General features: G+C 41.8%; 30 protein-coding genes and 3 pseudogenes. 21 read left to right on the top strand and 12 right to left on the bottom strand.

The genetic code is table 11. The features are described 5' to 3' along the window. Positions 1 to 33: 33 nt before the first annotated feature. The 5 genes and pseudogenes from tkmA to AU387_RS21025 form a co-directional block, all read left to right on the top strand. Entirely contained in the window at positions 34 to 780 is a 747-nt protein-coding gene (gene tkmA / locus AU387_RS05175; RefSeq protein WP_059335112.1) for a protein-tyrosine kinase activator TkmA, read from the top strand. Beyond that, a complete protein-coding gene (locus tag AU387_RS05170; protein WP_044159636.1) occupies positions 770 to 1,483 on the top strand; it encodes a CpsD/CapB family tyrosine-protein kinase in 714 nt (237 codons plus the stop codon). Before tkmA ends, AU387_RS05170 begins: the two co-directional genes overlap by 11 nt. Before the next feature lie 52 nt (positions 1,484 to 1,535). After that, positions 1,536 to 2,300 (top strand): tyrosine-protein phosphatase, encoded by a 765-nt coding sequence (locus AU387_RS05165; protein ID WP_059335111.1) that lies wholly within the window; start codon positions 1,536 to 1,538, stop codon positions 2,298 to 2,300. 182 nt (positions 2,301 to 2,482) lie between these two features. Next, positions 2,483 to 3,805, top strand: coding sequence for a UDP-glucose dehydrogenase family protein (locus AU387_RS05160; RefSeq protein ID WP_059292386.1), 1,323 nt, complete (start codon positions 2,483 to 2,485; stop codon positions 3,803 to 3,805). 99 nt (positions 3,806 to 3,904) lie between these two features. After that, a pseudogene (locus AU387_RS21025) lies at positions 3,905 to 4,143 on the top strand (DUF1963 domain-containing protein); the annotation flags it as partial. Here the strand turns inward: AU387_RS21025 and AU387_RS05155 are convergent. Beyond that, positions 4,140 to 4,397: a hypothetical protein gene (locus AU387_RS05155; RefSeq protein WP_044159633.1), complete on the bottom strand. Its 258-nt coding sequence runs from the start codon at positions 4,395 to 4,397 to the stop codon at positions 4,140 to 4,142. The pseudogene AU387_RS21025 and the gene AU387_RS05155 overlap by 4 nt on opposite strands. Positions 4,398 to 4,726: 329 nt before the next feature. Here AU387_RS05155 and AU387_RS05150 point away from each other — a divergent pair, with 329 nt between their 5' ends. From AU387_RS05150 to AU387_RS05110, 10 genes and pseudogenes are all read left to right on the top strand, one after another. Next, positions 4,727 to 5,149 (top strand): YwqH-like family protein, encoded by a 423-nt coding sequence (locus AU387_RS05150; RefSeq protein ID WP_044159632.1) that lies wholly within the window; start codon positions 4,727 to 4,729, stop codon positions 5,147 to 5,149. A 9-nt stretch (positions 5,150 to 5,158) separates the two neighbouring features. After that, positions 5,159 to 5,419, top strand: coding sequence for a YwqI/YxiC family protein (locus AU387_RS05145; RefSeq protein WP_044159631.1), 261 nt, complete (start codon positions 5,159 to 5,161; stop codon positions 5,417 to 5,419). An 18-nt stretch (positions 5,420 to 5,437) separates the two neighbouring features. Then, a complete protein-coding gene (locus tag AU387_RS05140) occupies positions 5,438 to 7,171 on the top strand; it encodes a ribonuclease YeeF family protein (protein WP_059335110.1) in 1,734 nt (577 codons plus the stop codon). A 19-nt stretch (positions 7,172 to 7,190) separates the two neighbouring features. Beyond that, on the top strand, positions 7,191 to 7,694 hold the full coding sequence (locus AU387_RS05135; protein WP_059335109.1) for a hypothetical protein: 504 nt from the start codon (positions 7,191 to 7,193) through the stop codon (positions 7,692 to 7,694). Positions 7,695 to 7,898: 204 nt separating this feature from the next. Beyond that, complete coding sequence (locus tag AU387_RS05130; RefSeq protein WP_059335108.1) at positions 7,899 to 8,108, top strand: hypothetical protein; 210 nt, start codon at positions 7,899 to 7,901, stop codon at positions 8,106 to 8,108. Between the two features lie 269 nt (positions 8,109 to 8,377). Continuing rightward, positions 8,378 to 8,740 carry a hypothetical protein gene (locus tag AU387_RS05125; protein WP_059335107.1) on the top strand — a complete coding sequence of 121 codons (363 nt, stop codon included), beginning with the start codon at positions 8,378 to 8,380 and terminating at the stop codon, positions 8,738 to 8,740. Positions 8,741 to 8,780: 40 nt separating this feature from the next. Then, complete coding sequence (locus AU387_RS05120; protein WP_059335368.1) at positions 8,781 to 9,332, top strand: hypothetical protein; 552 nt, start codon at positions 8,781 to 8,783, stop codon at positions 9,330 to 9,332. An 89-nt stretch (positions 9,333 to 9,421) separates the two neighbouring features. Next, positions 9,422 to 10,075: a hypothetical protein gene (locus AU387_RS05115; protein WP_059335106.1), complete on the top strand. Its 654-nt coding sequence runs from the start codon at positions 9,422 to 9,424 to the stop codon at positions 10,073 to 10,075. A gap of 104 nt (positions 10,076 to 10,179) precedes the next feature. Further along, a pseudogene (locus tag AU387_RS21915) lies at positions 10,180 to 10,673 on the top strand (hypothetical protein). Between the two features lie 78 nt (positions 10,674 to 10,751). Next, entirely contained in the window at positions 10,752 to 11,468 is a 717-nt protein-coding gene (locus AU387_RS05110) for an endonuclease V (RefSeq protein ID WP_059335105.1), read from the top strand. 89 nt (positions 11,469 to 11,557) lie between these two features. On the opposite strand, the gene AU387_RS05105 is transcribed toward AU387_RS05110, so the two are convergent. Next, positions 11,558 to 12,439: a LysR family transcriptional regulator gene (locus AU387_RS05105; protein ID WP_059335104.1), complete on the bottom strand. Its 882-nt coding sequence runs from the start codon at positions 12,437 to 12,439 to the stop codon at positions 11,558 to 11,560. Between the two features lie 122 nt (positions 12,440 to 12,561). On the opposite strand from AU387_RS05105, the gene AU387_RS05100 reads away from it, so the two are divergent. Continuing rightward, on the top strand, positions 12,562 to 13,107 hold the full coding sequence (locus tag AU387_RS05100; protein WP_059335103.1) for a flavodoxin family protein: 546 nt from the start codon (positions 12,562 to 12,564) through the stop codon (positions 13,105 to 13,107). After that, on the top strand, positions 13,104 to 13,328 hold the full coding sequence (locus tag AU387_RS05095) for a hypothetical protein (protein ID WP_059335102.1): 225 nt from the start codon (positions 13,104 to 13,106) through the stop codon (positions 13,326 to 13,328). The genes AU387_RS05100 and AU387_RS05095 overlap by 4 nt, the downstream gene beginning before the upstream one ends. Positions 13,329 to 13,354: 26 nt before the next feature. Here the strand turns inward: AU387_RS05095 and chrA are convergent, their stop codons facing one another. The 3 genes from chrA to chrS are packed head-to-tail and all read right to left on the bottom strand — an operon-like array spanning position 13,355 to position 14,971. Beyond that, positions 13,355 to 13,891, bottom strand: a complete 537-nt coding sequence (gene chrA, locus AU387_RS05090; RefSeq protein ID WP_059335101.1) for a chromate efflux transporter ChrA — start codon at positions 13,889 to 13,891, stop codon at positions 13,355 to 13,357. After that, the gene (chrB, locus tag AU387_RS05085; protein ID WP_059335100.1) at positions 13,888 to 14,481 is read right to left on the bottom strand and encodes a chromate efflux transporter subunit ChrB; all 594 of its coding nucleotides are present in this window, start codon (positions 14,479 to 14,481) and stop codon (positions 13,888 to 13,890) included. The genes chrA and chrB overlap by 4 nt, the downstream gene beginning before the upstream one ends. Positions 14,482 to 14,494: 13 nt before the next feature. Beyond that, positions 14,495 to 14,971 carry a chromate efflux transcriptional regulator ChrS gene (gene chrS, locus AU387_RS05080; RefSeq protein ID WP_059335099.1) on the bottom strand — a complete coding sequence of 159 codons (477 nt, stop codon included), beginning with the start codon at positions 14,969 to 14,971 and terminating at the stop codon, positions 14,495 to 14,497. 213 nt (positions 14,972 to 15,184) lie between these two features. Between chrS and ggt the strand changes: the two genes are divergently transcribed. Continuing rightward, positions 15,185 to 16,762, top strand: coding sequence for a gamma-glutamyltransferase (ggt, locus tag AU387_RS05075; protein ID WP_059335098.1), 1,578 nt, complete (start codon positions 15,185 to 15,187; stop codon positions 16,760 to 16,762). Here ggt and AU387_RS05070 read toward each other — a convergent pair. The 7 genes from AU387_RS05070 to AU387_RS05040 form a co-directional block, all read right to left on the bottom strand. Next, positions 16,759 to 17,109 (bottom strand): DUF4181 domain-containing protein, encoded by a 351-nt coding sequence (locus AU387_RS05070; protein WP_059335097.1) that lies wholly within the window; start codon positions 17,107 to 17,109, stop codon positions 16,759 to 16,761. The two genes, ggt and AU387_RS05070, sit on opposite strands and share 4 nt — an antisense overlap. Before the next feature lie 72 nt (positions 17,110 to 17,181). Next, a complete protein-coding gene (gene alsE, locus AU387_RS05065) occupies positions 17,182 to 17,880 on the bottom strand; it encodes a D-allulose 6-phosphate 3-epimerase (protein WP_059292393.1) in 699 nt (232 codons plus the stop codon). A gap of 15 nt (positions 17,881 to 17,895) precedes the next feature. Next, positions 17,896 to 19,158 (bottom strand): PTS ascorbate transporter subunit IIC, encoded by a 1,263-nt coding sequence (gene ulaA, locus AU387_RS05060; RefSeq protein ID WP_059335096.1) that lies wholly within the window; start codon positions 19,156 to 19,158, stop codon positions 17,896 to 17,898. Positions 19,159 to 19,191: 33 nt separating this feature from the next. Beyond that, the gene (locus tag AU387_RS05055) at positions 19,192 to 19,461 is read right to left on the bottom strand and encodes a PTS sugar transporter subunit IIB (protein ID WP_044159604.1); all 270 of its coding nucleotides are present in this window, start codon (positions 19,459 to 19,461) and stop codon (positions 19,192 to 19,194) included. Between the two features lie 11 nt (positions 19,462 to 19,472). After that, positions 19,473 to 21,560, bottom strand: coding sequence for a BglG family transcription antiterminator (locus tag AU387_RS05050; RefSeq protein ID WP_059335095.1), 2,088 nt, complete (start codon positions 21,558 to 21,560; stop codon positions 19,473 to 19,475). A gap of 222 nt (positions 21,561 to 21,782) precedes the next feature. Then, on the bottom strand, positions 21,783 to 22,403 hold the full coding sequence (locus AU387_RS05045) for a flavin reductase family protein (RefSeq protein WP_059335094.1): 621 nt from the start codon (positions 22,401 to 22,403) through the stop codon (positions 21,783 to 21,785). A 163-nt stretch (positions 22,404 to 22,566) separates the two neighbouring features. Continuing rightward, positions 22,567 to 23,193, bottom strand: a complete 627-nt coding sequence (locus AU387_RS05040) for a CotG/ExsB N-terminal domain-containing protein (RefSeq protein ID WP_082687839.1) — start codon at positions 23,191 to 23,193, stop codon at positions 22,567 to 22,569. Positions 23,194 to 23,332: 139 nt separating this feature from the next. On the opposite strand from AU387_RS05040, the gene cotH reads away from it, so the two are divergent. The 3 genes and pseudogenes from cotH to AU387_RS05025 all read left to right on the top strand — a co-directional run bounded on the left by cotH (position 23,333) and on the right by AU387_RS05025 (position 26,535). Then, positions 23,333 to 24,421, top strand: coding sequence for a spore coat protein CotH (gene cotH / locus AU387_RS05035; RefSeq protein WP_059335092.1), 1,089 nt, complete (start codon positions 23,333 to 23,335; stop codon positions 24,419 to 24,421). 127 nt (positions 24,422 to 24,548) lie between these two features. Continuing rightward, positions 24,549 to 25,795 (top strand): annotated as a pseudogene (locus AU387_RS05030) (spore coat protein CotH). A gap of 62 nt (positions 25,796 to 25,857) precedes the next feature. Continuing rightward, positions 25,858 to 26,535 carry a DUF2642 domain-containing protein gene (locus tag AU387_RS05025; protein WP_082687838.1) on the top strand — a complete coding sequence of 226 codons (678 nt, stop codon included), beginning with the start codon at positions 25,858 to 25,860 and terminating at the stop codon, positions 26,533 to 26,535. Positions 26,536 to 26,543 lie beyond the last annotated feature (8 nt).

The raw sequence follows: 26,543 nt of genomic DNA, 5'->3' as shown, positions 1-26,543 counted from the left end.
GAAAAGGATGTTATAAGCTGATTTGGAGGTATCATGGGAGAATCTACTAGTTTAAAAGACATACTATCAACGTTAAGGAAACACATACTTTTGATTATGATTGTAACCGCAGCTGCGACTGCTGCCGGCGGATTCATCAGTTTCTTCGCACTTACACCCATCTATGAAAATTCAACTCAGATCTTGGTCAATCAATCGAAAAACGACCAAAAAGAAGTCCAATTTAACGATGTCCAAACCAATCTTCAATTAATCAATACGTACAATGTCATCATTAAGAGCCCTGCTATTTTAGACGAAGTGATTAAAGAGATGGGCTTGTCGATGACATCCCAAGAGCTGAATGAAAAAATTACTGTTTCCAGCGAGCAGGATTCTCAAGTGGTCAATATTTCTGTCAGAGACGGGAGCGCGGAAACAGCGGCTCACATTGCCAACACTGTCGCATCTGTCTTTAAAGACAAAATCACTTCGATTATGAATGTTGATAACGTAAGCATTCTGTCAAAAGCTGAGGTTTCTGGACATCCGTCGCCTGTATCGCCAAAACCGCTGCTGAACATCGCCATCGCGTTTGCGGCAGGATTGGCAGGTAGCATCGGACTGGCCTTCCTGCTTGAGCATTTGGATAATACGATCAAATCGGAAGAGCAGCTCGAAACGTTGCTGGACATACCGGTATTGGGGACGGTTTCCACCATTGCGAATGAACAGAAAACAGCGAAGAGCTTAAAAGGCATTCAATCTGATAAAGCGGGGAGTGGACATTTTGGCGCTTAGAAAAAGCAAGGGCTCATGGAGCCGCAAAAATGTCATTGCGCTGACAGAGCCGAAATCCTTAAATTCAGAACAATATCGAACGATTCGAACAAATATAGAGTTTTCTTCAGTGGACCGCCAAATGAAATCTGTGATGATCACTTCGGCGTGCCCTGGAGAAGGGAAGTCTACCACAGCTGCTAACCTTGCTGTCGTATTTGCACAGCAGGGAAAAAAGGTTTTGCTCATCGATGCAGATTTGCGAAAACCTACAGTACATACCACTTTTCAACTAGAAAATATGACAGGCTTAACATCCGTTTTACTGAAAAAATCCTCACTGAAGCAGGCTGTGCAAACGTCTCAGGAACAAAATCTTGATGTGCTGACGAGCGGCCCGATCCCGCCGAATCCAGCTGAACTGCTTTCCTCCAAGTGGATGGAGGAGCTTGCGGATGAAGCGTGTGCGGCCTATGACATGGTGATTTTCGATACGCCGCCTATTCTTCCTGTAGCAGACGCGCAAATTTTAGGGAACGTCGCAGACGGTTCCGTTTTGGTTATTTCAAGCGGAAAGACGGAAAAAGAAAAAGCCGCAAAAGCAAAAGAGGCGCTCGATTCGTGCAACAGCAAGCTCCTCGGAGCCATTATGAACGGCAAGAAACGCTCGAAGCACTCTGACTACGGATACTACGGACATGAAGACAATTTCATACAAAAATAAATAACGTGCATACTGCCCGTTATTTATTTTTGCGAAAAAAGGAGGCTTAGAAATGATTGATATTCACTGCCACATCCTCCCGTCAATGGATGACGGGGCAAGGAACCTGGACGACAGCATCGAAATGGCCAGGGCGGCTGTTCGTGAGGGAATCAGAACCATCATTGCAACCCCGCATCATAAGAATGGTTCATATGAAAACGAGCAAATCGCTGTCAGAGAAGCGGCAGACCTGTTAAACAAACGTTTAATGAAAGAGGAAATCCCGGTCACCGTACTGCCGGGACAGGAAATCAGAATCTACGGGGACTTGAAACGGGATTTGGATGAAGGGCTGCTGCTGTCACTGAATGACACGAAATATATCCTGATTGAGTTTCCGTTTGATCATGTTCCGCGATATGCCGAGCAGCTTTTTTATGATTTGCAGCTGAAAGGATACGTTCCGGTTGTCGCGCATCCCGAACGCAATAGCGAAATTCGCGAAAATCCGTCCTTGCTGTATCATCTTATAGAAAAAGGAGCGGCATCTCAGTTGACAACCGGAAGTCTCGCAGGAGTTTTCGGGAAACAGATGAGAGCATTTTCGCTGAGGCTGGCTGAAGCCAATCTGATACACTTCTTAGCCTCAGATGCTCATAATCTGAAAACAAGAGACTTTCGCTATCAGGAGGCTCTCCGTGTTCTTGAGAAAGAATTCGGTACGGAATATTCTTATATGCTGACAGAAAATGCTGAGCTTCTTCTGCAAAATCATGCGATTTACAGGCAGGCACCGAAGCCGGTCAAAAGAAGAAAACGATTTGGGCTCTTTTGATCTGCAATTCTCATTTCCCCACTTTCTTTGTGAGAACGATATAATAGTATATTGTATGATTGAATCATATTTCAGAAACCTGTACAGGCTGTTTACGGGAGATCATCCGCATTCATGTCAGGATATTCTCATACGATAATACAGAAGCTGTAAAGCAGCAATTTAACTGTTGGAGGGAAACAATGAATATAACAGTCATCGGAACAGGCTATGTCGGTCTTGTGACAGGTGTTTCTCTTTCTGAGATTGGCCATCATGTAACTTGCATTGATATTAACGCTCACAAGATTGAAGAAATGAGAAAAGGGATTTCCCCTATATTTGAACCGGGTCTTGAAGAGCTGATGAGAAAAAATATAGCTGATGGGCGGCTGAGCTTTGAAACGAGCTACGAGAAAGGCTTAGACCAGGCAGAGATTATTTTTATAGCGGTCGGCACACCGCAAAAAAACGACGGACATGCGAATCTGGAGCATATTACAGATGTGGCCAAGCGTATTGCCCGGCACGTGACGCGAGATGCGATCGTCGTAACGAAAAGCACAGTGCCTGTCGGAACAAATGATTGGATTTACGAGCTGATTACCAAACATCTTGCGGAGCCTGTCAGCATATCGATCGCATCCAACCCGGAATTTTTACGTGAAGGGTCAGCCATCCATGACACGTTTCATGGAGACAGGATTGTGATCGGAACAGCCGATCAGGACACCGCCAGAAAACTGGAAGAGCTCTTTCTTCCACTCGATATCCCGGTTTACCAAACGGATATCAGAAGCGCCGAGATGATCAAATATGCCTCAAATGCCTTTCTGGCCACTAAGATCAGTTTTATAAACGAAATTTCGAATATATGTGAAAAGGTCGGCGCTGATATTGAATCTGTCGCGTACGGCATGGGACAGGATAAGCGGATCGGGAGCCAGTTTTTAAAAGCGGGCATTGGCTACGGCGGTTCTTGTTTCCCAAAGGATACGAACGCCCTCGTGCAAATTGCGGGCAATGTCGAGCATGATTTTGAGCTGCTGAAATCGGTCATCAGGGTCAACAACAATCAGCAGGCGATGCTGGTTGATAAAGCGCTGAACAGGCTTGGCGGAGTGACGGGAAAAACGATCACCCTTTTGGGGCTGTCATTTAAACCGAACACGGACGATATGAGAGACGCGCCGTCGATTGTCATCGCTAACCGCCTCGCCGCACTAGACGCCCATATCAAAGCCTTCGATCCCATTGCCGTCAGCCATGCGAAGCATATTTTGCCGCAGGATGTGGAATACAAAAAAACGATTGCGGAAGCCGTTAAGGGGGCAGACGCCGTCATGATTTTAACGGACTGGGATGAGATTAAACAATTTTCATTAGCAGATTATCAAGATTTGATGGAGCAGCCGCTGATTTTTGACGGCCGAAATTGCTACTCATTAGAAGAGGCTGCCGCCGCCGGAGTGGAATACTATTCGGTAGGCCGGAAAGCGGTTGTTCCGGCAGGTGCAATGTCATAAAGGAAAGACTGGCGGGATGCCGGTCTTTTTTTGTATCCATCTTTTATTGTATACGATGGATATATTCGCTAAGGTTTACCTATTGTTTGAAACTAGAGGGTGCTGCCTACAGATTTTCAGTTTGAGCAATACGCTGGCATGGGGAAAATAGAATTCTTTGATTAATTCGGTTGGAATACGCGTATAAAGAACATCTCATCATGCTTTTACAAATTGATTCAGACGATGATATTGATTTGTTGTGGGGAGACGCCGGCATCGCAAATTTTTTCATCACACCTGATGATTTAAGGGGAAAAGACTTTTCAAACGTTCTGTACAATGGGGACTGCAGCTAATACAAGCTTTTGATCCAAAGGGTCACCCCTGCCGCCAATAGGGTCAGAAGCGGAAATGAAATAAGCCAAACAATAAAATCAGGCGCGGCTGAGTCAATACAGAACATAAATATGACCAATAAACAGAGCACTGTAAGAGGCATTGACCAAAGGCCGTGTTTTCTAAACAATAAAGTGCCTGCCATTCCAAATACAAAGAAGGACAGAAAAGGAAAAACCACGAAAAATAACATCATCGGACTGAAAAAACTCATTGTCATCCCTCCGTTTCACCTCTTAATCTTACAAGATTTTACCACATGAGAAAATGAACAGATCATCAAAATCTGCCTCTTTCAAGTGTCTTTTTGACTAAGACTTTAGAATTTCTCACCATATAAAACGCTCACATTGATCTTATAACGAACAAAAAAGAGACTTTAGACCTCCGCATTCAGAGCATTATAAGCCTAAATTAAGCCGTTTACCCTATTTAAGCCGCCTTCCGGCTATTTTAAAATATAATATATGGAAATAAAGTATGGAAAAGTCTATCTTCATCAGCCCCTCCATACGACTTTTTGAGTATTAAGAGGTGATACAGATGGGTTATGAAAGTGTATTAGCAAATATCAAAAGTTCACTTAACGGAAAAATTTCAGACGTTGAAGACAAGATTGAAAAGCTGAAAAAAGCAAAAAAGGATATAGACACACTGCAAGAAGAGGCAATTACTGAAATCAAAGAAATCGTAAAACCGGAATTGGGCAAGCACTGGACAGGAACAAAAGCGGATGATTTCGACAAAGGAAGAGAAGAGGCGAAATCGGAAGCATCTAAGATTGTGAATGATAAATATAACGAGTATATGGCTTCGATTAACGGTAAAATTTTTGATCTTGAATGGGATAAAGCTAAATATGCATCGGAATTGTTTGTAGCAAATGGTGCAGCAGATCTTCTTAAAAAGGGAGAAGAGTTCGCGGAAGAAGTCGGAAATACAATTAGTAAACTAAAATGGTGGTGATCTTTTTTTATGTCAGAAATTAAGCTGAAGTACGACACAGTCATCAAAACATTAGAGTCTGTCAAAGATGCGCTGGCTGACGTATCAATCGGCGCCGCGGGGTCCAATGGAAAAAACAAACTCGATTATACGAAAAAATATCATGAGCGTGAGGAGAACATCAAAACCATGCTCGGAGATTACAAAAAAGCGGTACAGAAAAATATCGAGGATACAAAGGATAACGTAGATTCACTGAAAGAGCAGGATGAGGCGATCGCAGTAAAATAGAAGAGAAAGGGCAGTGCGATGAGTAAAGTATTTGAATCACAATCTTTAATCGATGAAGCGAAAAATAGAAAAAAGCAATATGAGACGCTGGAAGAGCAGCTGAACACGCTAAAAAAGGCGTTTCAGGAAGTTGCTGATTTAGGTGACGATTTTAAAGGAAAAGGCGCGGACAATATTAAGGACTTCTTTCAGGGACAGGCGGAAATCGCCGACAGCTGGCTGACGCTTGTTTCTGCTCAAATTGCGTTTTTAAACGGCATTTCCGGTGATATTAAAGATCAAGAACTGAATGATTCATATGTGGAAACTTCATTTTTGGATCATGAGCTGCCCAATGGAGACCTGAAAGCCTCAGAGATAGTCTCCGCTCATAAAGCAGAAATCGATTCTATTTTGTCAGGCATCAGCGATATTATGGATCTCGACATGTACACGCTTGACAACTATGCAGATAAGATGGGAGATGCCCAAAAAATCAGGCGTGACACGATTACGGCAGTCGATAAGCTTGATGAATCCCTGACCACTGAATATCAAAATTTAGAATCTCTGGACAACGCAGTGCTCAGCAAATATTCTGTTCTCATGCAGGCCACCAGCAACGGGAAAAGCGCATCCCCTATGTGCTATGACAAAAAAGCCTTCCACAGCAATGAAGTCTACAAAAGCGCCATTGAAGTGGAAAAACAGGGAACAACATATATCGATGCAAAAACCGAACAAGCAGAAGCAAGGCGTCTCCAGGAAAAAGCCGAGGAAGAAGCAAACAAACCATGGTACGAAAAAACATGGGATGGAGTTTGCACCTTTACTGGAGAAGTCACTGGCTATTATGATTATAAAAGGGCAACCGAAGGCGTTGATCCGGTTACCGGAGAAAAACTCTCCGCCGCAGAACGTGTGACAGCAGGAGCGATGGCCGCTGCCGGATTCATACCAGTCGTCGGCTGGGCTGGCCGCGCCTTCAAAGGCGGAAAAGCCATCTACAAAACCGGAAAAGCGGCTATCGCGGCTGAACACGCTTTAGACGCCTACAAAACAGGCAAGTCTTTAGACATTCTAAAAATGTCAGAAATGGGCGCATACGGCCTTGTTGCGTCAAACGGATTCTCTGAAGCTGTCACAGGAAGAGATATGTTTGGTAACGAAGTGTCTGAGGAGAAGCGGAAGCAAGGGGCGCTGGAAGCTGCACTAAGCTTAGTTGGAGCAGGCGCATTGGCGAAAAATATTGATAAAGGCATCCCGCTTGCAACCCATTCAAAAGTCCAAAAAGCAAACAAGACACTCGAAAAAGTAAAACAATTCAAAGTCCCGACAAATGTCCGCGTGTACGCAGAACGCCCAGTAACTCCGGATGGCTTCACGTTCGGAATCCCGACAGTCCGTGTCGATGTGGAAACGAAATCTGTTAAAGATCTTGGGATTGTGAAGATGGCGAGTAGTGGTGGCGGGAATAGTAAGAAACTTTTCGGTCAAAATGGAACTCAGATTGCAAGTAAGACAACATGGCAAAATGGGAAGACAGAAAGAATAGACATTGAAAACCCAAATCCAGGGCAAAGAGAAGGTCAAATTCACTATCATGAGCCAAATAATAAAAAATGGTACTTTGATGTTGAAACAAGAAAGTTTTATGACCAAAAAACAGGCGAAGATGCACCTAGCAAAATTCAAAAAGTACTTAAAGACAAAAGCGTTCAGAAAGCTATAAATAAGGGATTGAAATTTTTAGGTGAGGATCCTGTATTTTAGTATAGGAGTGTAGATTATAATGGAATATACAAATAAAAATATGAAAAGACTAAAAGAACGACTTGAAGATTTGAGCAATACAAATAAAGTTGACCTATCTAATTTAAAGGATATTATTTCACCTAATATAGTTAAAGTAGACGATTGCTTTATTCTAGATCTAGAGGATGAGTTAACTGATAATCCAACTATAAATTGGAATAGAATTTTAAAAATGTATGGGGATAAAACGGGGTATGAAGCATCGTGTAATGAACTTCGCATAAACGATTATTTAGACTACAGTGATTTGTCCGGTGAAGAGATTTTACTTTATGCGCTTCAGATAGTGGATGGTTGGGAACACCATTTAAAAGAAAAATTCCCTGAACATAAATTTGTTGTGATTCTAAGTATTGATGAAGGTTTTGCGACACTTAGATTTTATAAATATAGAGAAGAGGAAAGCAGTTGGCTAAAGGCCGACATTGAAGAGTACGGTAACGAAGCTATCCTTGTAAAAGAAATTAACTCTGGTAATTAAATTTAACTAAAAAGCAGGTAGTTATACTGTACCTGCTTTTTAGTTTTTACTTTGTGAAAGCAAGAAACATTACAAATGATCAAGCTTTTACAGGATTAATGGTAAAACTAATTCAAAACTGTTGATTTATAGAGAAAAAAATTAAAGTTTAAGTTTTGTCAATAGTAAAATAAAATGATTCGAAAATGTAAAGGAGAGAATGTAATGTCGCAAGAACAGAAGTTAATTATATTAAATGAAATGTTTAAAAAAGAAGGCGGTGAAGAAGACGTTGAAGGGTTAACAATAATGATCGATGGGGTTATCAAGCAAGTTTTTAATAAAATAAAAAATGAAAGAAATTATAAAAGTAATAATGAAGTTATGAGAGATATTATTTTTGAAGGAATTAATAGTATAGTTAAAAAATCTTGAGGGTTTTAATGCAAAATAGAAACGCCTTCAGATCTCTTTTATACTTCACTTGGATAGCTACGGAAACGCTGGTTAACCGATGAGAAAAAAAGCTGCTGTCCACTCTACAAAATTCCCAAATGAGCATCAAGCTGGTATTCATGGAATAGGTTCAACAATAAACACCCAATTTAAAGGGAGAAAAAATAAATAGGCTAGAATTTACTAAGGTAAACCATGAAAATAGTTTATATCAAGTGACTGAAAACAAAACTAAAGAGGTTTTGTTAATGAGAAAACATATTAAATTAGATGTTCCAAAAGCTAATATACATCCCCTAAGAATAACACAAGGTTGGAAAGTGAATTATAATCATTTTGTTGAAATAGATCCAAGAACTTTAGAACCGGATGATGATTCCTGGTTTTTGTTCACAGACAGTTTGTTGCAGCTTTATCATGAACAATCCTCAATAACGCTTGATTTAGGCTGGGTTCCTGACATTTCTCCTGAAGGTAACTATCTGGTTTTAATAGTCAAAAATAATGATTGGGAGGAGCCTATTAAAGAATTTTCATCAGACGACTATAAAAAAGTGATTTTATATATTGAATATCATTTAAAACAAGTAACAACTACTTGGTGGAAGTAGTTAAATAACAAATGGATTAATGGATGGAATGGTTACTATTATGGAACATGGAATCAGATTTATTAATGAATATCCTGAAATTGGTGAGTTGCTTCAACGTCTATTTATGAATAGGGAATTAGACGAATGGTATAAGAACAAATGTGCAGAGAAAATAAAAGCGCCTGATGAATTTAGTCAAATAAAAGGTTTGAAAAAAATTGAAGTTAGAGATGTATACAATCCTTCTGGAGAAATCAATATCCACATGCAAGACCTTTCTGGGGAAAATGGATTTCATCTAGAACAGCAAATCAATATGAAAGTATCTAAATTGGTTCCTGTTTATGTACTAGATTATAGTTATTCCCTAAGACACGATTTAATTGATGGCGCTTATGATATTGTAGGGACCGCTGAATCTTTAGAATTCATTCAGGGAACGAACTATATCAATAAAATAATGCAAAAGAAAGGGTTTATCGAACTCAGTTATTTGTATGATTACTACGATACTGTGTATGAGTGGAGTGAATTGCCACATATACAGCCTTTCAACAGGAGATTAACATTAGGAGATGCCTTGTTTACTGATGTATTAGAATTGCTATAGTCATAAACTTGCCGTGTTGTCATCGGCAAGTTTTTTTACAATAATGAAGCTTTTTAAAGATAGGCCAACGAAGTACAAGGAGAAGCGGGATGGACAGAGATCATATTTCTCAATTACAGCCATTAAAAATCTGTGATGGCTGGTCTGTAGTACTGAACAATTTAAATTCAGAAAAAATAATGGAAGAAAAATGTGAATTACTAATACTGCAAAATGAAAAACGTAACGCCTTAATTAAGGTAATTTATGAAAGTGATCAATATCATATCAAAATTGTTAGCTTAAAAAAGGATAAGATTTATGAAGAAGACTCTTTTGATGAAATAGAACAATTATTAGAAGAGTTAGAATATCAAATCTGGAGTGTGGGAAGCGGGGGTTTAGAGGATTTGAAGCCGCTAACTAAACAGGTTCCCAATTTCTTAAGGCTAAAGATACCGGCTGGTTGGACTGTTGATTATATTACATTAAAAGATACTGATCCTGAGACTCTAGAGGCAAATGATGATGCTTGGTTATTTGACTTTAATCAAGACCTCCTACAGATTTCTCATAAGACAAAAAAATTGCTGCTTGACGTAGGGTGGTACCCAGAAGGGGATCCAACCGGAAGCTATGGCATTGAACTTATAAAAAACGAAGATTGGGACAATTCACTAGAAGAGGTAAGGTGTACTGAGCTTAAAGAATTAAGTAAACAATTAGATTATATTTTTATGAAAGAAATTAAAAATGAATATTAATACTATCTGCTTTCAATTTAACCGTAAATGAAAGAACGGAAAAAGATACTGGGGAAAAGCGGTAATGATACAGTTGTTCTTTAGGTAAGGTGGTATAATAAGTAATGAAATACGGGCGTTATCATAATAAAGTAAAAGAAGTTATTGTTTTTTCCAAAACCTTTTAAGTAGTTACATCAGATGATATTTCTTATTTTACTAAAATTATTAATGATAAAGATAAAGCGAAATACTATGCTTATGAAGATGTATTTGATGAAGATGAATATACGTGGAATGATCTAAAAGAAAATGAAATGAGTGAAGTATGGGACAAATATTATGAATTAGCCATGATCAAAAACCACAAAATTTAGACATATTACTAGAGATTTTTTCTGAAAATGTCAGAAGTGCTGCGACTGAATTTAATACTTTTTTTGAAGAGATCGTAGCAGACCTAAATAATTGTGCTATAAATAGGGCAATAAACGGGAAAATAGACAATTTTTTTGAAAAGCTTTTTAAAATTTATAAAGCGGGTTATTTTCCATGTGGTTGGGATAGAAATTATCCTAATGGGAATTTTATCGCCTTTAAAAAAGGTTATAAGCAATAAAGAATGTCAGTCTATGGTTGTATCGAAACGCAGGACGATTGAGCGAAAAGACTATTTTAAGAGAGGAAAACAAGTGAAATGAAAGTACATCAAATTCACGATTTTCATTTAAAAGATGAATCGGATTTTGTTCAAACACAGCAATCCCTTAAACATAAAATCAACCTATCACCCTCCATCACCCCAGACTCGATCAAAACCTGCGCAGGCGTCGACCTTGCCTATTGGGAACAGGACGGAGAACCGTATGGAGTGTGCTGTATCATCGTCATTGACGCTGATACAAAAGAAGTCATTGAAAAAGTGCACAGCATGGGGAAAATCAGTGTGCCGTATGTGTCTGGTTTCCTTGCGTTTCGCGAGCTGCCGCTGATCATCGAGGCGGCCAAAAAGCTGGAGACAGAACCGGATGTGTTTTTGTTTGATGGCAACGGGTATCTGCATTACAACCATATGGGCGTTGCCACTCATGCGGCTTTTTTTCTCAATAAGCCGACAATTGGGATTGCGAAAACCTATCTCAAAATCAGAAGCTGTGATTTCGTAATGCCTGAAAATGAAGTCGGTTCATACACAGATATTATCATTGACGGCGAGGTATATGGCCGGGCGCTGCGGACGCGGCGGGACGTGAAGCCTATTTTCTTGTCTTGCGGAAATAACATTGATTTAGAAAGCAGCTATCAAATCACGATGAGCCTGCTTAATAAAGAAAGCAGGCTGCCGATTCCTGTCCGCCTGGCTGACCTTGAAACACATGTCTTACGAACGTTTTATCAGAAAAATCGCGGGTAACACTTGGGGCTCTAAGCCATCAAGTGTTTTTTTGTATGCTGTGTGCTTTCCTGCTTTATCAAAAACCTTGTCGTCCTTGCAGAGAGGTTTTATTTGAATGTTTTCCGCGTCAAATCGATAAAAGCCTTCAATGGCGCAGACATCCACTTGTCCTTATGCCATGCTAGTTGAGTAAAAACGAGGCAGTCGTTTTGCCAGTGGAGTTCTTTCATCCGACCTTCGGCAATATCGTCTTTTACTGTCATTTCAGGCAATAGTCCAATTCCAAGTCCGGCCATCACGCATTGTTTGATGGCTTCTATGCTGACAAATTCTAATTTGTTAGGGTAGACACCGGCGTCGTGTAAGGCGTCCTCAAAGAGCGTGCGGTATGAGCAGCCGTCCTCTGTCAGGAGAAGGGTTTCGTTTTGAAGATTCTTCAATGTTACTGGTGAGTCTGCTGGAAAAGGATGGTCATTGGCGGCTACCATTTTGATCTCATCCTGAATCAGAGATTCAACGTGCAGTGCGTCTTCCATCCGGTTCACATCCAAAATGAAGGTAATATCAAGCTGGCCCTGTAAGAGCTGTTCTTTCGCTTGTTCGTTGGAAATATACGGTTTGAATATGAGCTTTACTTGAGGAAAAGTCTGTTTAAATTCTTTTATGATAGGGGGAAGGCGATATGTGCACTGGCTTTCCGTCGCCCCGATTTTCAAGGTTCCGGTTGTTTCTCTTACTTGATTTGCGGCCATTTTTGCTTCTTCTGTTAACGCAATAATCTTCTCCGCATAGGATTTGAATGTTTTGCCGGCTTCTGTCAGGATGAGCCGCTTGCCGAGCCGTTCAAATAAAGGAGTCCCGATTTCTTCTTCAAGTGATTTGATCTGAGAGGTAACGCTTGATTGTGCATAATTAAGCATTTTGGCGGTTAGGGTGAAGTTTACATGTTCTGCCGCCGTAATAAAGGTGATCAGCTGCTTCAATTCCATATGTTCTCGTCCTTTCTAAATCGGCTATATCGATTGGAGTAATCGAAATAATCATCTGTATTGATTAATGAATCCATTATATGATGGAGAAAATCATTCGTAAACAAAGGAGCAGATGCATCATGAAAATTGCGGTCATTAATGGCGGAACGAGGCCTGGCGGAAATACGGATATTCTTGCGGAGAAGGCTGTTCAAGGATTCGGTGCGGAGCACATTCATTTGCGGACATATCAGATCCAGCCGATTGAGGATCTGCGTCACGCTCAAGGCGGCTTTCGTCCTGTTCAAGATGACTACGATTCTATCATTGAGCGGGTATTGGGGTGCGATATTCTTGTATTCGCCACCCCCATTTATTGGTTTGGTATGTCAGGAACGTTAAAGCTGTTCATTGATCGCTGGTCACAGACCATGAGAGATCCGCGATTTCCTGATTTTAAAGAGCAAATGTCGGCAAAACAGGCATATGTGATAGCAGCCGGAGGAGATAATCCAAAGATAAAGGGGCTGCCGCTGATAGAACAGTTTGGTCACATTTTTGATTTTATGGGAATGTCATTTGAAGGCTGTGTGCTGGGAGAAGGCAATCGTCCCGGCGATATTATATTTGATCAGCAGGCAATAGAAACTGCGGGCAGGCTATTGAAAAGAAGTGATGCCGTGTGAAGCTGCTGTTGTCCGTCATTGTTGGAATGCTTATTCTAGGATTCTTTTTATCTTGGAAAATGCCGCGATCTGAGGAATGGATACACGTCAAAACAAACTCATCTCAAGAGAATCAATTTGCCAGAATGTCAGGAAACACGCTGCAAATCAAAAACGTGATCAAAAATGATGCAGGCAAAGAAACAATTTATATGACAAATGGCATTTCTGGCCCAAAATAAAAAGCACCCTTTGAGGGTGCTTTTTTCTATAAATGAGGAACTACAAGCCCTCCATATAAAAATGCCGCGATAATCAGGAAAGCCGGATGCAGTTTGAATTTTGTCATGCAAAGGAGGGAAATGCCCGCAATCACTATGGATTGAATCCAGCCGATGGCTTTGATGCCGTCTGCGCCGATTTGCCAAGTGAGAATAAGCATCATGACAGCGATAACTGGCTGAACAGACAGCGTCATGCCTTTGATCACTGGTGATTGGCGAAAGCGCTGAATGATGCGCAGCAGGACGATCAGCGCGAACGCGGATGGCACAACAGTCGCGATCAGCGCAATCAGAAAGCCGGACCAGCCGCCTGCGCTGTAGCCGACATAAGCGGCGATTTTGGTTGCGATCGGGCCCGGCAATGCATTCGCAAGTGCGAGCATGTTAGAGAATTGGTCGTTTGACAGCCAGCCGTATCTGTTTACGACTTCTTCAAACATCAGCGGGATAGAGGCTGGGCCGCCGCCATATCCCAGAACGTTTGCGATAAAAAATGCTGTGAATAAAAACATAATGATCATGAGGCGGACATTCCTTTATCTTTTGAATGTTTATTTGTGATTTTGTCTTTCAGTTTAAAATGAAATGCTCCGTAGGCTAAGAATATGATAATGACAATGCCGGGGTTGATCTGTAACAATTGCAGTCCGATAAAAGCGATGATAAAAAACAGGATTCCGGTGACCCAGCCAAATCCTTTGAGCGCTTTTTGTCCAAACTCATATGCCATAATACCGAGCATAACGGCGATAACCGGCGTCACGGCGCCAATCATGCCGGCGACAACCGCCGAGTGGCTTAAGACGTTTACTGCCGCAAATAAGGCAACCATCGCAAGGCATGTAGGCAGAATGTGGGCAAGAGTAGCAACAATTGCGCCTAGCGTGCCTTTAAGTTTGAATCCCAGATATGCCGCCATCTTGGTGGCGATCGGTCCGGGGAGTGCATTGGCAATGGCTAATATTTCTCCAAATTCATCATCATCTATCCATTTATATTTATTCACCGCTTCATGGCGGATCAGCGGAATCACCGATGGCCCGCCCCCGAAGCCTAAGATTCCGGTGCGCACCATTGCGACCGTCATATCCCGATAAGGGTGGTTTTTCATTAGTTTCTCTCCTTTACAGCTTCATTCCCATACGGCTTTTGTACCGTTTGATCAGCATTTGGCAATCAACGCTGACGACACCCTGAAGCGGATACAGCCGTTTCGTTAAAAATTCTTCCATTTCCTGATCATTCGCGAAGATTCCGTGCATGTGCAGCTTGCTCGGGCCAGTCATGTGATAAAGGCTGGTGACCGCGGGTTCTTGTTCAAGCTTTAGAGCGACTTCTTCCAGGAATTGCGGCTCTACCTCGACATTAAAAAACACGGATACATGAATGCCGATTTTAGCTGGATTGATCACCGCTGTGAATTTTTCAATAACGCCTGCTTCAATCAGCTGATTAATACGTGATTGAACTGCAACCCGTGATAAATCGACTCTTTTGCCAAGATCCGTATAAGAAATCCTTCCTTCCTCATGCAAAATGGTAAGGATCTGTTTGTCTATCTCATCAAGAACAAGGTTGGGGATTTGATATTCATTGCCCATTTGTTCCACCTGCTTTCGTTTGACTTTTAGTCAATATTTTATCATATAAGTTTCATTTCGTAAGAGATAATTTAAATTTATTTTCACAATGAACGATAAAATATTTTTATGTTTACGAAAAGGAGAAAGTTCGTCAGCTTTTCTTCCGGGTCAGTAGATGCGAAAACTCAGGCTCTCTATACTGAAGAAAATCTCTTGCAAAGGAGACTTGTGATGAACAGATCTATTATCGGCACTAAGCAAATGGTCGTCAGTCCGCATTACCTCGCATCACAAGCGGGAAACCGCATTCTGGAGAAGGGAGGAAACGCATTTGACGCCGCTGTCGCCGTGAGCGCTTGTCTGGCGGTTGTCTATCCGCATATGACGGGGCTTGGAGGAGATTCCTTTTGGCTGACCTTTCATCAAAAAACAAAGGCGGTAAGAGTGTACAATGGCAGCGGCCGTTCAGGAAAAAATGTGACGAGAGATGTGTATAAGGAGAAAAATGAGATCCCGCTGCGGGGGATCGACAGCGCAATTACCGTGCCGGGAATGGTCGATAGCTGGGATGCCGTCCTGAAGACATACGGACGGATGTCGCTTTCTGACGTATTGGAGCCTGCGCTCAATTATGCTGAAAATGGTTTTCCTGTATCAGCAGATCAGTGCCGGCATACAGCGGCCAATCTTGAACTGCTGGCGTCAACACCTTACACTGCTGATATTTTCACCAAAAACGGCAAAGCACCGATCACCGGTGAACGGTTTGTGCAAAAAGAGCTTGGGAACAGCCTGAACATGATTGCTGAAAGAGGAAGAAGCGCATTTTATGAAGGTGATATCGCTCAGCGGATTGTCTCGTATTTACAGCATAATGGCAGCTATATGACGCTTGATGACTTTACAGCACACAGGGGTGAGTGGATGGAGCCTATATCCTGTGATTACCGGGGGTGCACCGTCTATCAGGCGCCCCCAAATTCTCAAGGTTTTACGGGTTTACTGACGCTGAATATTCTGGAAAACTATGATTTCAGCCAAATTGAACATGGTTCATTTACCTATTATCATGTGCTCGTGGAGGCACTGAAAAAGAGTTTTCTGGATCGGAATGCCGTTCTGACTGATCCGGCGTTTGCTGATATTCCGCTGGAAAGGCTTTTGGACAAAAGCTACGCCAAGCAGCTGGCGGAAGAAATCGGTTATATAGCTGAACCGGCGGAAAGCAGACCGATTGGCAGTGATACCGCCTATGCGGCGGTGATGGATTCGGATGGCAACGCGGTGTCGTTCATTCAAAGCCTTTACTTTGAATTTGGCTCGGCTGTTACTGCTGGGGATACAGGCATTCTCATGCAGAATCGCGGCTCATTTTTCTCATTGGATGAAGATCATGTCAACACACTTGAGCCGAGAAAGCGCAGTTTCCATACGCTGATGCCGGCTATGGTCTGTAAGAACGGGAAACCGAAGATTCTGTACGGTACGCAAGGGGGCGAAGGCCAGCCGCAGACTCAGACCGCGATTATCACCCGAATGCTGGACTATGGAATGCATCCTCAGCAGGCAATCAGCGAACCGCGCTGGGTATGGGGCAGAACGTGGGGCGAGGATCATGAAGGTCTCAGAGTTGAGAACAGAATCGCAGAGGAGACGGTCGACATGCTAAAAGAAAGCGGCCATCTCGTGGAGACAGTCAGTGATTATGACCCGCTGATGGGTCACGCCGCAGCAATCGCAGTGGATGAGGAGGGCTTTCTCCAAGGAGGAGCCGATCCAAGGGGGGATGGGGCGGCTGTTGGGATTTAAGATACGAAGAAGAACATACTCATATAAATAAAAATGACCAGAAACAGTGCCGCACCAAATAATGAGTGTACATATTGTTTTTCTTCACGCTCATATTTCCATTCCATAAGAGCGCGTAAACAATTAATGACGAAAAGATATAAAATGAGCATATACTCAGGCGGAAAACGCAAAAGAGAAAATCCCAGTAAAATGAGCAGAACGATTTCCAGCACCCCTTGTATACTGTTCACCGGTTTATACCACCAACGGGGTTTGGGAATGCCGCGTTTACTGGCAAAAATATAAAAAGATGTACTGAAAGCAGCTGTGATCAGTATTAAAATTAAAAAATGAGTGCCTGTCATACCGATCCCTCCTAAACTCATCTCTTTATACGTTCGTGGGAGAAAAATGTTTCATAGAAAAACACCCGGGGATTATTCCGGGTGTTGCATTTTTACAGGATGTGTCTGCTGCTGAAAAATGGTTTTCATTTTATCCCATGCAATTTCTGTGTTTTCATCGAGATCAAAGAGGCCTGAATTGCCGATGATAAAAATGTCATTCCCAGCTTCCGCGAGCATGCGGAAGGTTTTTTCATTACAGGAGCCGTCAACTTCAATGGCATACGTATAATGATTTGTTTCTCTCCACTCTTTAGCCGCACGGATTTTTCCAGTCATTTCTGCGATAAACGGCTGCCCGGCAAAACCCGGATCAACGGTCATAATCGTCAGTTTATCAATCAAATGCACATAAGGGCTGATCCACTCTAGCGGAGTGGCCGGGTTCAATACTATCCCGACCTTTGCGCCATGATCTTTGATGTTGTGTATCAGCCGAAACGCCGCACGGTTAATGGTTTCGGCATGAACGCTAATGTAATCAGCTCCGGCCTCTGCTGTCATATCGATAAAATCCTCCGGCCTTTCAACCATCAGGTGGGCATCAATCGGGAGAGCTGTCATCGTTCTGAGCTGGCTGATGAAAAATGGAGACAGCGTAATGTTTTTGACAAAATGGCCGTCCATGATGTCAACATGATACATATCGGCACGGCTGTTTAGAATGGTGATCTGCTCGTTGAATTTTGTTAAATCCATACACATCAGAGAAGGTGAAAATAAATGGTTCATGACGCATACCTCACTTTAATTGAAGAATTGTATGATCCAGCCAAGAAGAATCCCGATAATGCCAAAGTCTGAATCGCCGTAAGTCGTGCCTTCAAATCCGAGCGAGCCAAGAACCGGCAGAAGAAGCGCAGGCAGAAAAGAAATGAGAATGCCATTGGCAAACGCACCGAGTACAGCCCCCCGCACTCCGCCGGTTGCATTTCCGTAAACTCCCGCCGCTGCTCCTGTAAAGAAATGCGGTACAAGTCCCGGGACAATAACACTGAGACCGAAGACGGGAAGAAGAAAAATGGACACAATACCCGCCAGGAAGCTGGATAAAAATCCGATAATCACAGCGTTTGGCGCAAAAGGAAAAACCGTCGGACAGTCAAGGGCGGGTTTGGCGCCTTTCACTAGCTTCTCAGCGATGCCTTTAAAAGCAGGGACAATTTCCGCGATTACCATCCGAACCCCCGCCAAGATGACATATACCCCAGCAGCGAACGTAATGGCCTGCATAAAGGAATAAACGAGAAAATGGCTTCCGCCGCTTAACGATGATTCAATATAATCCCTTCCGGCGAAAGGAGCGACAATAAAGAAAAGGAGTGCCATCGTTAAAGAAATGGAGACTGACGTATCCCGCAGAAATCCTAATGATTTCGGAACTTTGATATCCTCAGTCGAGTGAGATGGATTGCCCGCATGTTTGCCGATGAATCCAGCAATAAAATAGCCGGCAGAACCGAAATGGCCGAGTGCGAGATCATTGCTTCCTGTAATTTTTTTTGTATACGGCTGAAGGATGGCGGGTGACAGCACCATCAGCCCCCCAAGAATTATGGCGCCCGCAGCAATGAGAGGAACACCGCTGATGCCGCCGGTAATCAGCACGGCGGAGATCAATGAAGCCATGTAGAGAATATGATGGCCGGTTAAGAAAATATATTTAAATGGCGTAAGACGCGCCAGCAATATGTTCACAATCATTCCGAAAATCATAATGAGTGCCGTTTCCGTACCAAACGTTTTTTGAGCAATGGCTGATATTGCATCTGTATTTGGTACGACGCCTTTAATGTGGAATGCTTTTTCGAACATGCTGCCGAACACGGCTAGTGAATCTGAGACAATCGCCGCCCCGGCGCTGAGAATGACGAATCCCATTGCCGTTTTCAGTGTGCCCGATACGGTATCCGCAGCGTTTTTCTTTTGCAGAAGCAGACCGGCTAAGGCAAAAAGTCCAATTAAAATAGCAGGAGTTCCCAGGAAATCGTTAATCAAAAAATCAAGCATCAGATGCACCCCCGTCGTCTATGTTTTTGTTTGTTACAAGTTGGTAAGGATGGCTTCTTTGATTTCTTTCTGGTCCAGCAGGTTTTTGAGTCCGACAACGTTACGCGTTCCATCGTCAAGACCTGACACAATATCGGCTGATCCTAGATACAGATCCGCTTGCTCCGTTTTGCTTGAAGTGAGGTCTGTATGTGTAACGTCAGCGCTGATGTTCAGTTCATCAATGATTTTTTTTACATTCATTTCAACAATAAAGCTTGATCCGAGTCCGTTTCCGCAAACAATCAATATTTTTTTCTTCATTCGAATCACTCCTAGTTTGAGTATTTTTGAATCATTGGCAGCACATCTTCTGCCGATTGAGCGTTAATCAGCAATTGAATGTTTTCCGGATCACCCAGCATATTCGTGAGCTGGGAGAGGGCTTTCAAATGGGTGTCATTGTCGATTGCCGCGAGCACGATAATCAGCTGGACTGAATGCTCGGGCCGGTCTGAAAAGGAAACGGCTTGGTTCAATCTCAGAAAGCTCATGCCGATTTGATTCACACCGTCTTCAGGCCTCGCGTGCGGGATGGCTACATTCGGCGTAATGACGATATATGGGCCCAGTGTCTGAATCGTGGCAATCATGGCATCGACGTATTGCGGGGTAACAGACCCGTCATCCAAAAGCGGCTTTGCCGCCATGCGGACGGCATCCTCCCAACAGGGGGCAGAGTCGGCCATCGTTATATGGTTAGGTGTCATTAATTCAGCAAGCATTGGTTTGCGGTTCGCCTCCTTTTCATGTTTGTGCGGCTGTCCTAAATACTCGGTCAGTTCTAGCATCAGCTCTGTTTTATGAATGCCTTCTGCATGTTTTTCGATGATGCCCATGATGTCATGAACACTTGGGTGGAAATGGGAAGCGCTGTTTGAGAGCGCATCTACTTTTTTCAGCAGGCTGATCTTTTCCTTGCTGTTCAGTATGGGATTAACGATGAGCACAGGCACCCCTCTGTCTGGCAGCGGAACAGTTGAGATCAGGACATCCGTTTCAAGCGTCATTGTTTCATAGACACGGCTTGATACGGTTTTCAGAATATCGACATTCGGCAGAAGATCTTCAATTTGGCTCTGCAAAATTTTTGAAGTGCCGATGCCGCCCGGACAGACAATAACCGCTGTTTTTCTAAGTGAGGGCGCGACCCCTTCACGTTTCATCCAGCCTCCGAAATGCATGGCGATAAAAGCTGTTTCTTCACTGCTGACAGGTTTTCTTAATGCTTTTTGAAGGTGATGAACGACTTTTTTCGTTAAGCAGAAAATATCACTGTATTTCGTTTTGATGGAGGCAGCTACATCACTCTCATGAGGGGTGATATCATATTTAATCCTGTAATAAGCTGATTTCAAATGAAGCACCAGGTGTTTTTTTAGATGTTCCGGGTCCTGAAAAAGCACGCAGGCGTAACGCTGGAAATCGACAATCATTTTGTCCGCGATATCATGTACCGCATCCAGCTCACCTGCAATGAGACTTGAAGCGGGGAACTGACTGATTTTAGCCCCTAACAGATGGATCGTGAAGTAGCACATCTCTTGATCAGAAATAAAGACATTTTCCGGCAGTTCCGCGGCCGCCGCCCGAACGGCCGCTTCATATTCCTTCGTTTGCCTGATGGCGTATTGCTCTTCTTGTTCTAGAGTGATTTCTTTTCCCGCCTTTAATCTGATCAGAAATAACGTAAAGTGCACACTTAATCCCGCGAGAACATGATCAGCAAATTTCATGTGAAGAAGCTTTTCAAAAGTCAGCAGCATAGACCGCATGGTTTGGATCTGCTGTTCACAAGCATCCGGATCGGGACAAAGATCGGTAACGGCCGCAGTGCTGCTGCTTTTTTGCATGAGCTGATTTGCGTATTCAGCCAGCAGTTTTCTCTTTTGCTGCTCTAATCCTGAGAAGAAATACCCCTTTTCTTTGGTAAAGGAAAGAACGATGCCGAATGTCTTCAGCTTTTCGCGAATATGCTTCATATCCTGAATGGCGGTGTTGCGGCTGACATGATTTTCGTCAATGAAGTTCTGCAAAAGTAAACGTCTGTTTCTCGTTAAAATGCGCAGGATCACTCTTGCCTGCCTTTCTGAGGGAGAATATTCATAACTTGAATTTGTCAGCGTTTTCATTTCTGATGTCAGCATTTTTTTCGTTTGGTCTTCTAAATAAAATCCTGCTGAACGCCTTCTTTTAATCGGTGTCAGTCCGCTCTCTTTCAGCCAGCCGTTAATTTTTTCAATGTCATAATACAGTGTTCTCCTTGAAATTTTTAATTGCTCCGTTAATTCGCCGCAAGTAACATAGCTGCTTGTGTTGAGAACCTGATGAAGAATGGCTGATCTTCTTTGGTCTAAAGGCATGCCCATCAGCTCCTTATGTGCAGGTGATATCAGTCTGCCGTCCTTCTCTTCGTGCGGGCTTATTTCAATTGTAATGGGGAGTATCTGAATTTATAAGACCAAATCAGTGCAAACGGTTTGTGCAAATATGATTCCTTCAAACAAAAAAAGCCAGGCACATGCTGTGCCGGCTTTTTAATAACAGTGTCTTTTTGACTAGTTTCTTCTATATAAATAGTCCTTTCATGAACTCGGACGAATCAATGTAAATTCTTCACCGAGTTTTGCATAATGGTTTCCGGCTAATCTGGAAGCCGGCTTTAATTCGTCCGTCAAAATATACCCTTTTTCTGCGTCATACACCTTCTCATCGAGGTGAAAACAGACAACTCTGCCAATAAGCAGATCAGCTGTGGTCACACCATGATCATTATCGAACGTGATATGCCGTTCGAGCTTGCATTCAAAACGAATGCGGGCTTCTTGAATGCCGGGCACCGAAACAGCTGTGCTCTCTACAGAATGGAGAGAGGTGCGTGTCATTTCACTTTCGTCCGGCGCTAAACTTGCCGCCGTTTCATTGATGTCTTCAATGATGGCTTCATCACTGACATGGACGACAAATTCACCGTTTTTTATCGCGTTTCTGGCTGTATCTTTTTGCCGGCCTTCTGATCGGTTAACAGAAATACTGAGTAGCGGAGGATCTGAGCTGACCACGTTATAGAAACTGAAAGGTGCCGCATTGATTGCCCCGCCTGAAGAAAGTGTTGTAACAAATGCGATCGGGCGCGGAATGACGGCTCCTGACAGCAGCTTATACGTCTCTTTGGCACTAAGCTCTTCTGCTTGAAATATGTACACAACAACACCGCCTTTATTGTAAGAGTACCATGATTATAACGAAATCCATTCAAGGAAACCAAATGATGCGGGTTGCATATGCTATGTCATGACATATAACTGATATAGGGGAATTAGAAAATAGGCTACCGTACGTATGCCGGAGCCTATGATGACAGTTTCATTATCTATATTTCTTTTTAACTACCCAGCAATTGCCGTCTTTCCAGAACTCTTTTTTGCTGTCGTAATCATCTTTTTTGCGGTGATGGTCATTTTTGCAGTGTTTTTTGTAAGGTTTTTTCTTAAAAGAACAATCAGATTTTTTGTGAGAACAGTACGACTTTTTGTAGCTGCGAGATCTTTTCTTGTGCGAACAGAATGATTTTTTGTAGCTGCGGGATTTTCTGTGCGAACAGAATGATTTTTTGTAGCTGCGAGATTTCTTGTGAGAACAGTAAGATTTTTTGTAGCTGCGAGATTTCTTGTGAGAACAGTAAGATTTTTTGTAGCTGCGAGATTTCTTGTGAGAACAGTAAGATTTTTTATGGCTGCGAGATCTCTTGTGTGAGCAGTACGATTTTTTATGGCTGCGAGATTTCTTGTGTGAGCAGTAAGATTTTTTATGGCTGCGAGATTTCTTGTGTGAGCGGTACGATTTTTTATGGCTGCGAGATTTCTTGTGTGAGCGGTGCGACTTTTTATGACTGCGTTTTTTTCCACGAGGCTCTTGGTATAAATAAGTTTTTAAACCTTCTTTTTTTGCGGATTTCACCGCTTCTTTGATATCAGAATGGGAATAGTGGCCCAATTGAAATCCTCCTTTTTTTAATTGTTTTTAAGGATGAAGATCCTTACTACACACATAGTACGCAGGATTGTAAAAAGTGTATAAGTGTTCCGCTGAGATCTCACAAAAATAAAAGCCTAATTTTGAAGGGGGACTACGGATGAAGAATCAATCAAATTTGCCTCTGTATCAGCTGTTTATTCATCCAAAAGACTTACGGGAATTAAAAAAGGATATATGGGACGATGAACCGGTTCCGGCTGTGCTGAAAGTGAATCAGAAAAGATTTGATATCGACATCGCTTATCGCGGATCTCATATTAGAGATTTCAAAAAGAAGTCGTACCATATTTCCTATTATCAGCCGAAAACATTTCGCGGCGCCCGCGAGGTTCATTTGAATGCGGAATATAAAGATCCTTCCATGATAAGAAACAAATTGTCTCTCGATTTTTTCGCAGAGCTGGGGACGCTGTCTCCAAGGGCAGAATTTGTGTTTTTAAAGATAAATGGGAAGAATGAAGGAGTGTATCTTGAGCTTGAATCCGTCGATGAATATTATTTAGCGAAAAGGAAGCTGGCGGACGGAGCAGTTTTTTACGCGGTTGACGATGATGCTAATTTTTCTCTCGTGAGTGATTTGGAGAGGGATACGAAGAAGTCGCTTGAGCATGGGTATGAAAAGAAGACAGGGACTGAGGAAGATGATTTTTATTTACAGGATATGATCTTTAAAATTAATACTGTCCCGAAAGCTCAATTTAAATCAGAAGTGACAAAGCATGTGAATATCGATAAGTATTTGCGCTGGCTGGCCGGCATTGTGTTCACCTCAAACTATGACGGGTTTGTCCACAATTACGCTTTGTACAGAAGCGGAGAAACCGGATTATTTGAAGTGATTCCTTGGGACTATGATGCCACCTGGGGCAGGGATATCCATGGAGAGCGGATGGCTGCAGATTATGTAAGAATTCAAGGGTTTAATACATTAACTGCCCGCATTTTGGATGAACCCGAATTTCGTAAATCCTATAAGCATCTCCTAGAAAAAACGCTCCAATCTCTCTTTACAATTGAATATATGAAACAAAAAATATTGGCGCTTTATGATCAAATCAGGCCGTTTGTCCTGATGGACCCATATAAAAAAAGTGATATTGAACGTTTTGACCGTGAGCCGGAAGTGATTTTTGAGTATATTAAAAATCGTTCGCAATACATCAACAGCAATTTAAGTATTTTGTAAATCCATGATTATAGGTATTCGCTGAAAATCAGACAATTAGGCTATTGAATTAGTTCAAGAAATAACTGTGACACGTATATATGCAATATATTTATCATCTATGTATAAATGACTAGGAGGGTAATGAATGAGCAAGAGGAGAATGAAAAATCATTCAAATCATGATATATCTTATTATCATTTTTTGCATTCAATGCAAGATAAAATTGTCACTGTATATCGAGGAGGTCCCGAATCTAAAAGAGGAAAATTGGTAGCTGTAAAATCAGATTATATCGCTTTGCAAACTGAAAAAAAACCATTTATTATCAATTGGATCATGTAAAAAGTATTACAGAGGATACCAATAATAGCACAACAACAATTGAGACGGCAGAAATGGCTGACGCTGATGATTTTCACAGCTTAATCGGACAATTAATGAACCAATCCGTTCAATTAAATCAAGGCGGTCCGGAATCTAAAAAAGGAAGTTTGGTATGGCTAGGAGATGATTACGCTGCGTTAGACACAAATGAGGATGGAGTAGTTTATTTTAATATTCATCACATCAAAAGCATAAGTAAACATGAGTCCGCTTTAAATAAAGAAGGACATACGCCAAGTGTCTTGGAAGCTGATAACCTAAACGAAGTTTTTAAGAGTTTAACTCATAAATGGGTTTCGATTAATCGAGGAGGACCAGAAGCAATTGAAGGTATCCTCGTAGATAATGCGGATGGTCATTATACTTTAGTGAAAAATCAAGAAGTGCTTCGCATATATCCTTTTCATATCAAGAGCATCAGCTTAGGCCCAAAAGGCTCTTACAAAAAAGGCGATCAAAAGAAAGAACATGATGATAAAGAAGAAAGCAAAAATGATATAGACCAAAAACAAGAAAAAGAGGGGGACAGTAGTTCGTTAACCTCTTCAAAATCATATAGCTCATCAAGTTCGTCCAAATCAAATAAACGGTCACCGAAGTCTTCAGATTATCAATCATCAAAATATGATCGTTCATCAGGCACCAAAAGTTCATCCAAATCATATCGGTCATCAAGATCTTCAGATTATCAATCGTCAAAATATGATCGTTCATCAGGCACCAAAAGTTCGTCCAAATCATATCGGTCATCAAGATCTTCAGATTATCAATCGTCAAAATATGATCATTCATCAGACACCAAAAGTTCATCCAAATCATATCGGTCATCAAGATCTTCAGATTATCAATCGTCAAAGTATGATCGTTCATCAGATTCCAGCAGTTCATCCAAATCATATTGGTCACCAAGATCTTCAGATTATCATAGCACCGAAAGCCAAAAGGAAGATTATAGCTATGAAACGATTGTCAAAACGATAGACTATCATTGGAAGCGCAAATTTTAATAGATAATGAAGGTGCATCAATAAAGTGATGCCCTTTTTCATTCAAATAAAGGGGGAGAATGGTGAAAGGTTTGAATCAATTTCTTGACACAGATGTTGATGTTGTCATTTCAGGAGATACAAGATTTGTTGGCACACTTATAGATATTGGATATGATATTTTTGTTATATTTAATGGCTGCAATTATCTTTATATTCCCTTGCTGCATCTCCATCAAATGAACAAAGCAATAATAAATACTAATACTGAGAAACCAATTTTAAGAGAACCGGAAGATACAATAATGCAGGCGGAAAATAATAGTTTTTCTTACAGAAACACATTAAACAATGTGAAAGGCAAATTTATTGAAGTTTATGTAACTGGGGATCGGTCGATACATGGATATGTTACAAGTGTTTTAAATGATTATATTGTATTTTTTTCACCTGTATTTAAAACACTTTTCATATCTATGCATCACTTAAAGTGGTTTACCCCTTATTCAACAGAGCAAACGCCGTACACTCTTGACAACTCTCAATTGCCTGTCGTACCTTCCAGTGTTTCACTTGTACGTAATTTTGAGGAGCAGATCAAAAAATATGTTGGCCAATTGGTTATATTTGATATGGGGGAAGTGCCAGAAAAAGTCGGTCTGTTAAAAGATGTATCTAATAATATCATTGAGCTGATTAACGCAAGTGGAAAGTCAATCATTTGGAAGTTAAATCATCTAAAGACAATGCATCTCCCCTAGCGTAGCCT

The sequence above is a fragment of the Bacillus halotolerans genome (assembly GCF_001517105.1).
GTDB lineage: Bacteria > Bacillota > Bacilli > Bacillales > Bacillaceae > Bacillus > Bacillus halotolerans.
This window is presented reverse-complemented; position numbering and strand designations above follow the sequence as displayed.

What these genes read in the sequence shown, in the direction of transcription:
- tkmA (WP_059335112.1), top strand. Translation starts at nt 34, where the DNA reads ATGGGAGAATCTACTAGTTTAAAAGACATACTATCAACGTTAAGGAAA.
- AU387_RS05165 (WP_059335111.1), top strand. Translation starts at nt 1,536, where the DNA reads ATGATTGATATTCACTGCCACATCCTCCCGTCAATGGATGACGGGGCA.
- AU387_RS05160 (WP_059292386.1), top strand. Translation starts at nt 2,483, where the DNA reads ATGAATATAACAGTCATCGGAACAGGCTATGTCGGTCTTGTGACAGGT.
- AU387_RS05155 (WP_044159633.1), bottom strand. Translation starts at nt 4,397, where the DNA reads ATGAGTTTTTTCAGTCCGATGATGTTATTTTTCGTGGTTTTTCCTTTT.
- AU387_RS05150 (WP_044159632.1), top strand. Translation starts at nt 4,727, where the DNA reads ATGGGTTATGAAAGTGTATTAGCAAATATCAAAAGTTCACTTAACGGA.
- AU387_RS05145 (WP_044159631.1), top strand. Translation starts at nt 5,159, where the DNA reads ATGTCAGAAATTAAGCTGAAGTACGACACAGTCATCAAAACATTAGAG.
- AU387_RS05140 (WP_059335110.1), top strand. Translation starts at nt 5,438, where the DNA reads ATGAGTAAAGTATTTGAATCACAATCTTTAATCGATGAAGCGAAAAAT.
- AU387_RS05135 (WP_059335109.1), top strand. Translation starts at nt 7,191, where the DNA reads ATGGAATATACAAATAAAAATATGAAAAGACTAAAAGAACGACTTGAA.
- AU387_RS05130 (WP_059335108.1), top strand. Translation starts at nt 7,899, where the DNA reads ATGTCGCAAGAACAGAAGTTAATTATATTAAATGAAATGTTTAAAAAA.
- AU387_RS05125 (WP_059335107.1), top strand. Translation starts at nt 8,378, where the DNA reads ATGAGAAAACATATTAAATTAGATGTTCCAAAAGCTAATATACATCCC.
- AU387_RS05120 (WP_059335368.1), top strand. Translation starts at nt 8,781, where the DNA reads ATGGAACATGGAATCAGATTTATTAATGAATATCCTGAAATTGGTGAG.
- AU387_RS05115 (WP_059335106.1), top strand. Translation starts at nt 9,422, where the DNA reads ATGGACAGAGATCATATTTCTCAATTACAGCCATTAAAAATCTGTGAT.
- AU387_RS05110 (WP_059335105.1), top strand. Translation starts at nt 10,752, where the DNA reads ATGAAAGTACATCAAATTCACGATTTTCATTTAAAAGATGAATCGGAT.
- AU387_RS05105 (WP_059335104.1), bottom strand. Translation starts at nt 12,439, where the DNA reads ATGGAATTGAAGCAGCTGATCACCTTTATTACGGCGGCAGAACATGTA.
- AU387_RS05100 (WP_059335103.1), top strand. Translation starts at nt 12,562, where the DNA reads ATGAAAATTGCGGTCATTAATGGCGGAACGAGGCCTGGCGGAAATACG.
- chrA (WP_059335101.1), bottom strand. Translation starts at nt 13,891, where the DNA reads ATGATCATTATGTTTTTATTCACAGCATTTTTTATCGCAAACGTTCTG.
- chrB (WP_059335100.1), bottom strand. Translation starts at nt 14,481, where the DNA reads ATGAAAAACCACCCTTATCGGGATATGACGGTCGCAATGGTGCGCACC.
- chrS (WP_059335099.1), bottom strand. Translation starts at nt 14,971, where the DNA reads ATGGGCAATGAATATCAAATCCCCAACCTTGTTCTTGATGAGATAGAC.
- ggt (WP_059335098.1), top strand. Translation starts at nt 15,185, where the DNA reads ATGAACAGATCTATTATCGGCACTAAGCAAATGGTCGTCAGTCCGCAT.
- AU387_RS05070 (WP_059335097.1), bottom strand. Translation starts at nt 17,109, where the DNA reads ATGACAGGCACTCATTTTTTAATTTTAATACTGATCACAGCTGCTTTC.
- alsE (WP_059292393.1), bottom strand. Translation starts at nt 17,880, where the DNA reads ATGAACCATTTATTTTCACCTTCTCTGATGTGTATGGATTTAACAAAA.
- ulaA (WP_059335096.1), bottom strand. Translation starts at nt 19,158, where the DNA reads ATGCTTGATTTTTTGATTAACGATTTCCTGGGAACTCCTGCTATTTTA.
- AU387_RS05055 (WP_044159604.1), bottom strand. Translation starts at nt 19,461, where the DNA reads ATGAAGAAAAAAATATTGATTGTTTGCGGAAACGGACTCGGATCAAGC.
- AU387_RS05050 (WP_059335095.1), bottom strand. Translation starts at nt 21,560, where the DNA reads ATGCCTTTAGACCAAAGAAGATCAGCCATTCTTCATCAGGTTCTCAAC.
- cotH (WP_059335092.1), top strand. Translation starts at nt 23,333, where the DNA reads ATGAAGAATCAATCAAATTTGCCTCTGTATCAGCTGTTTATTCATCCA.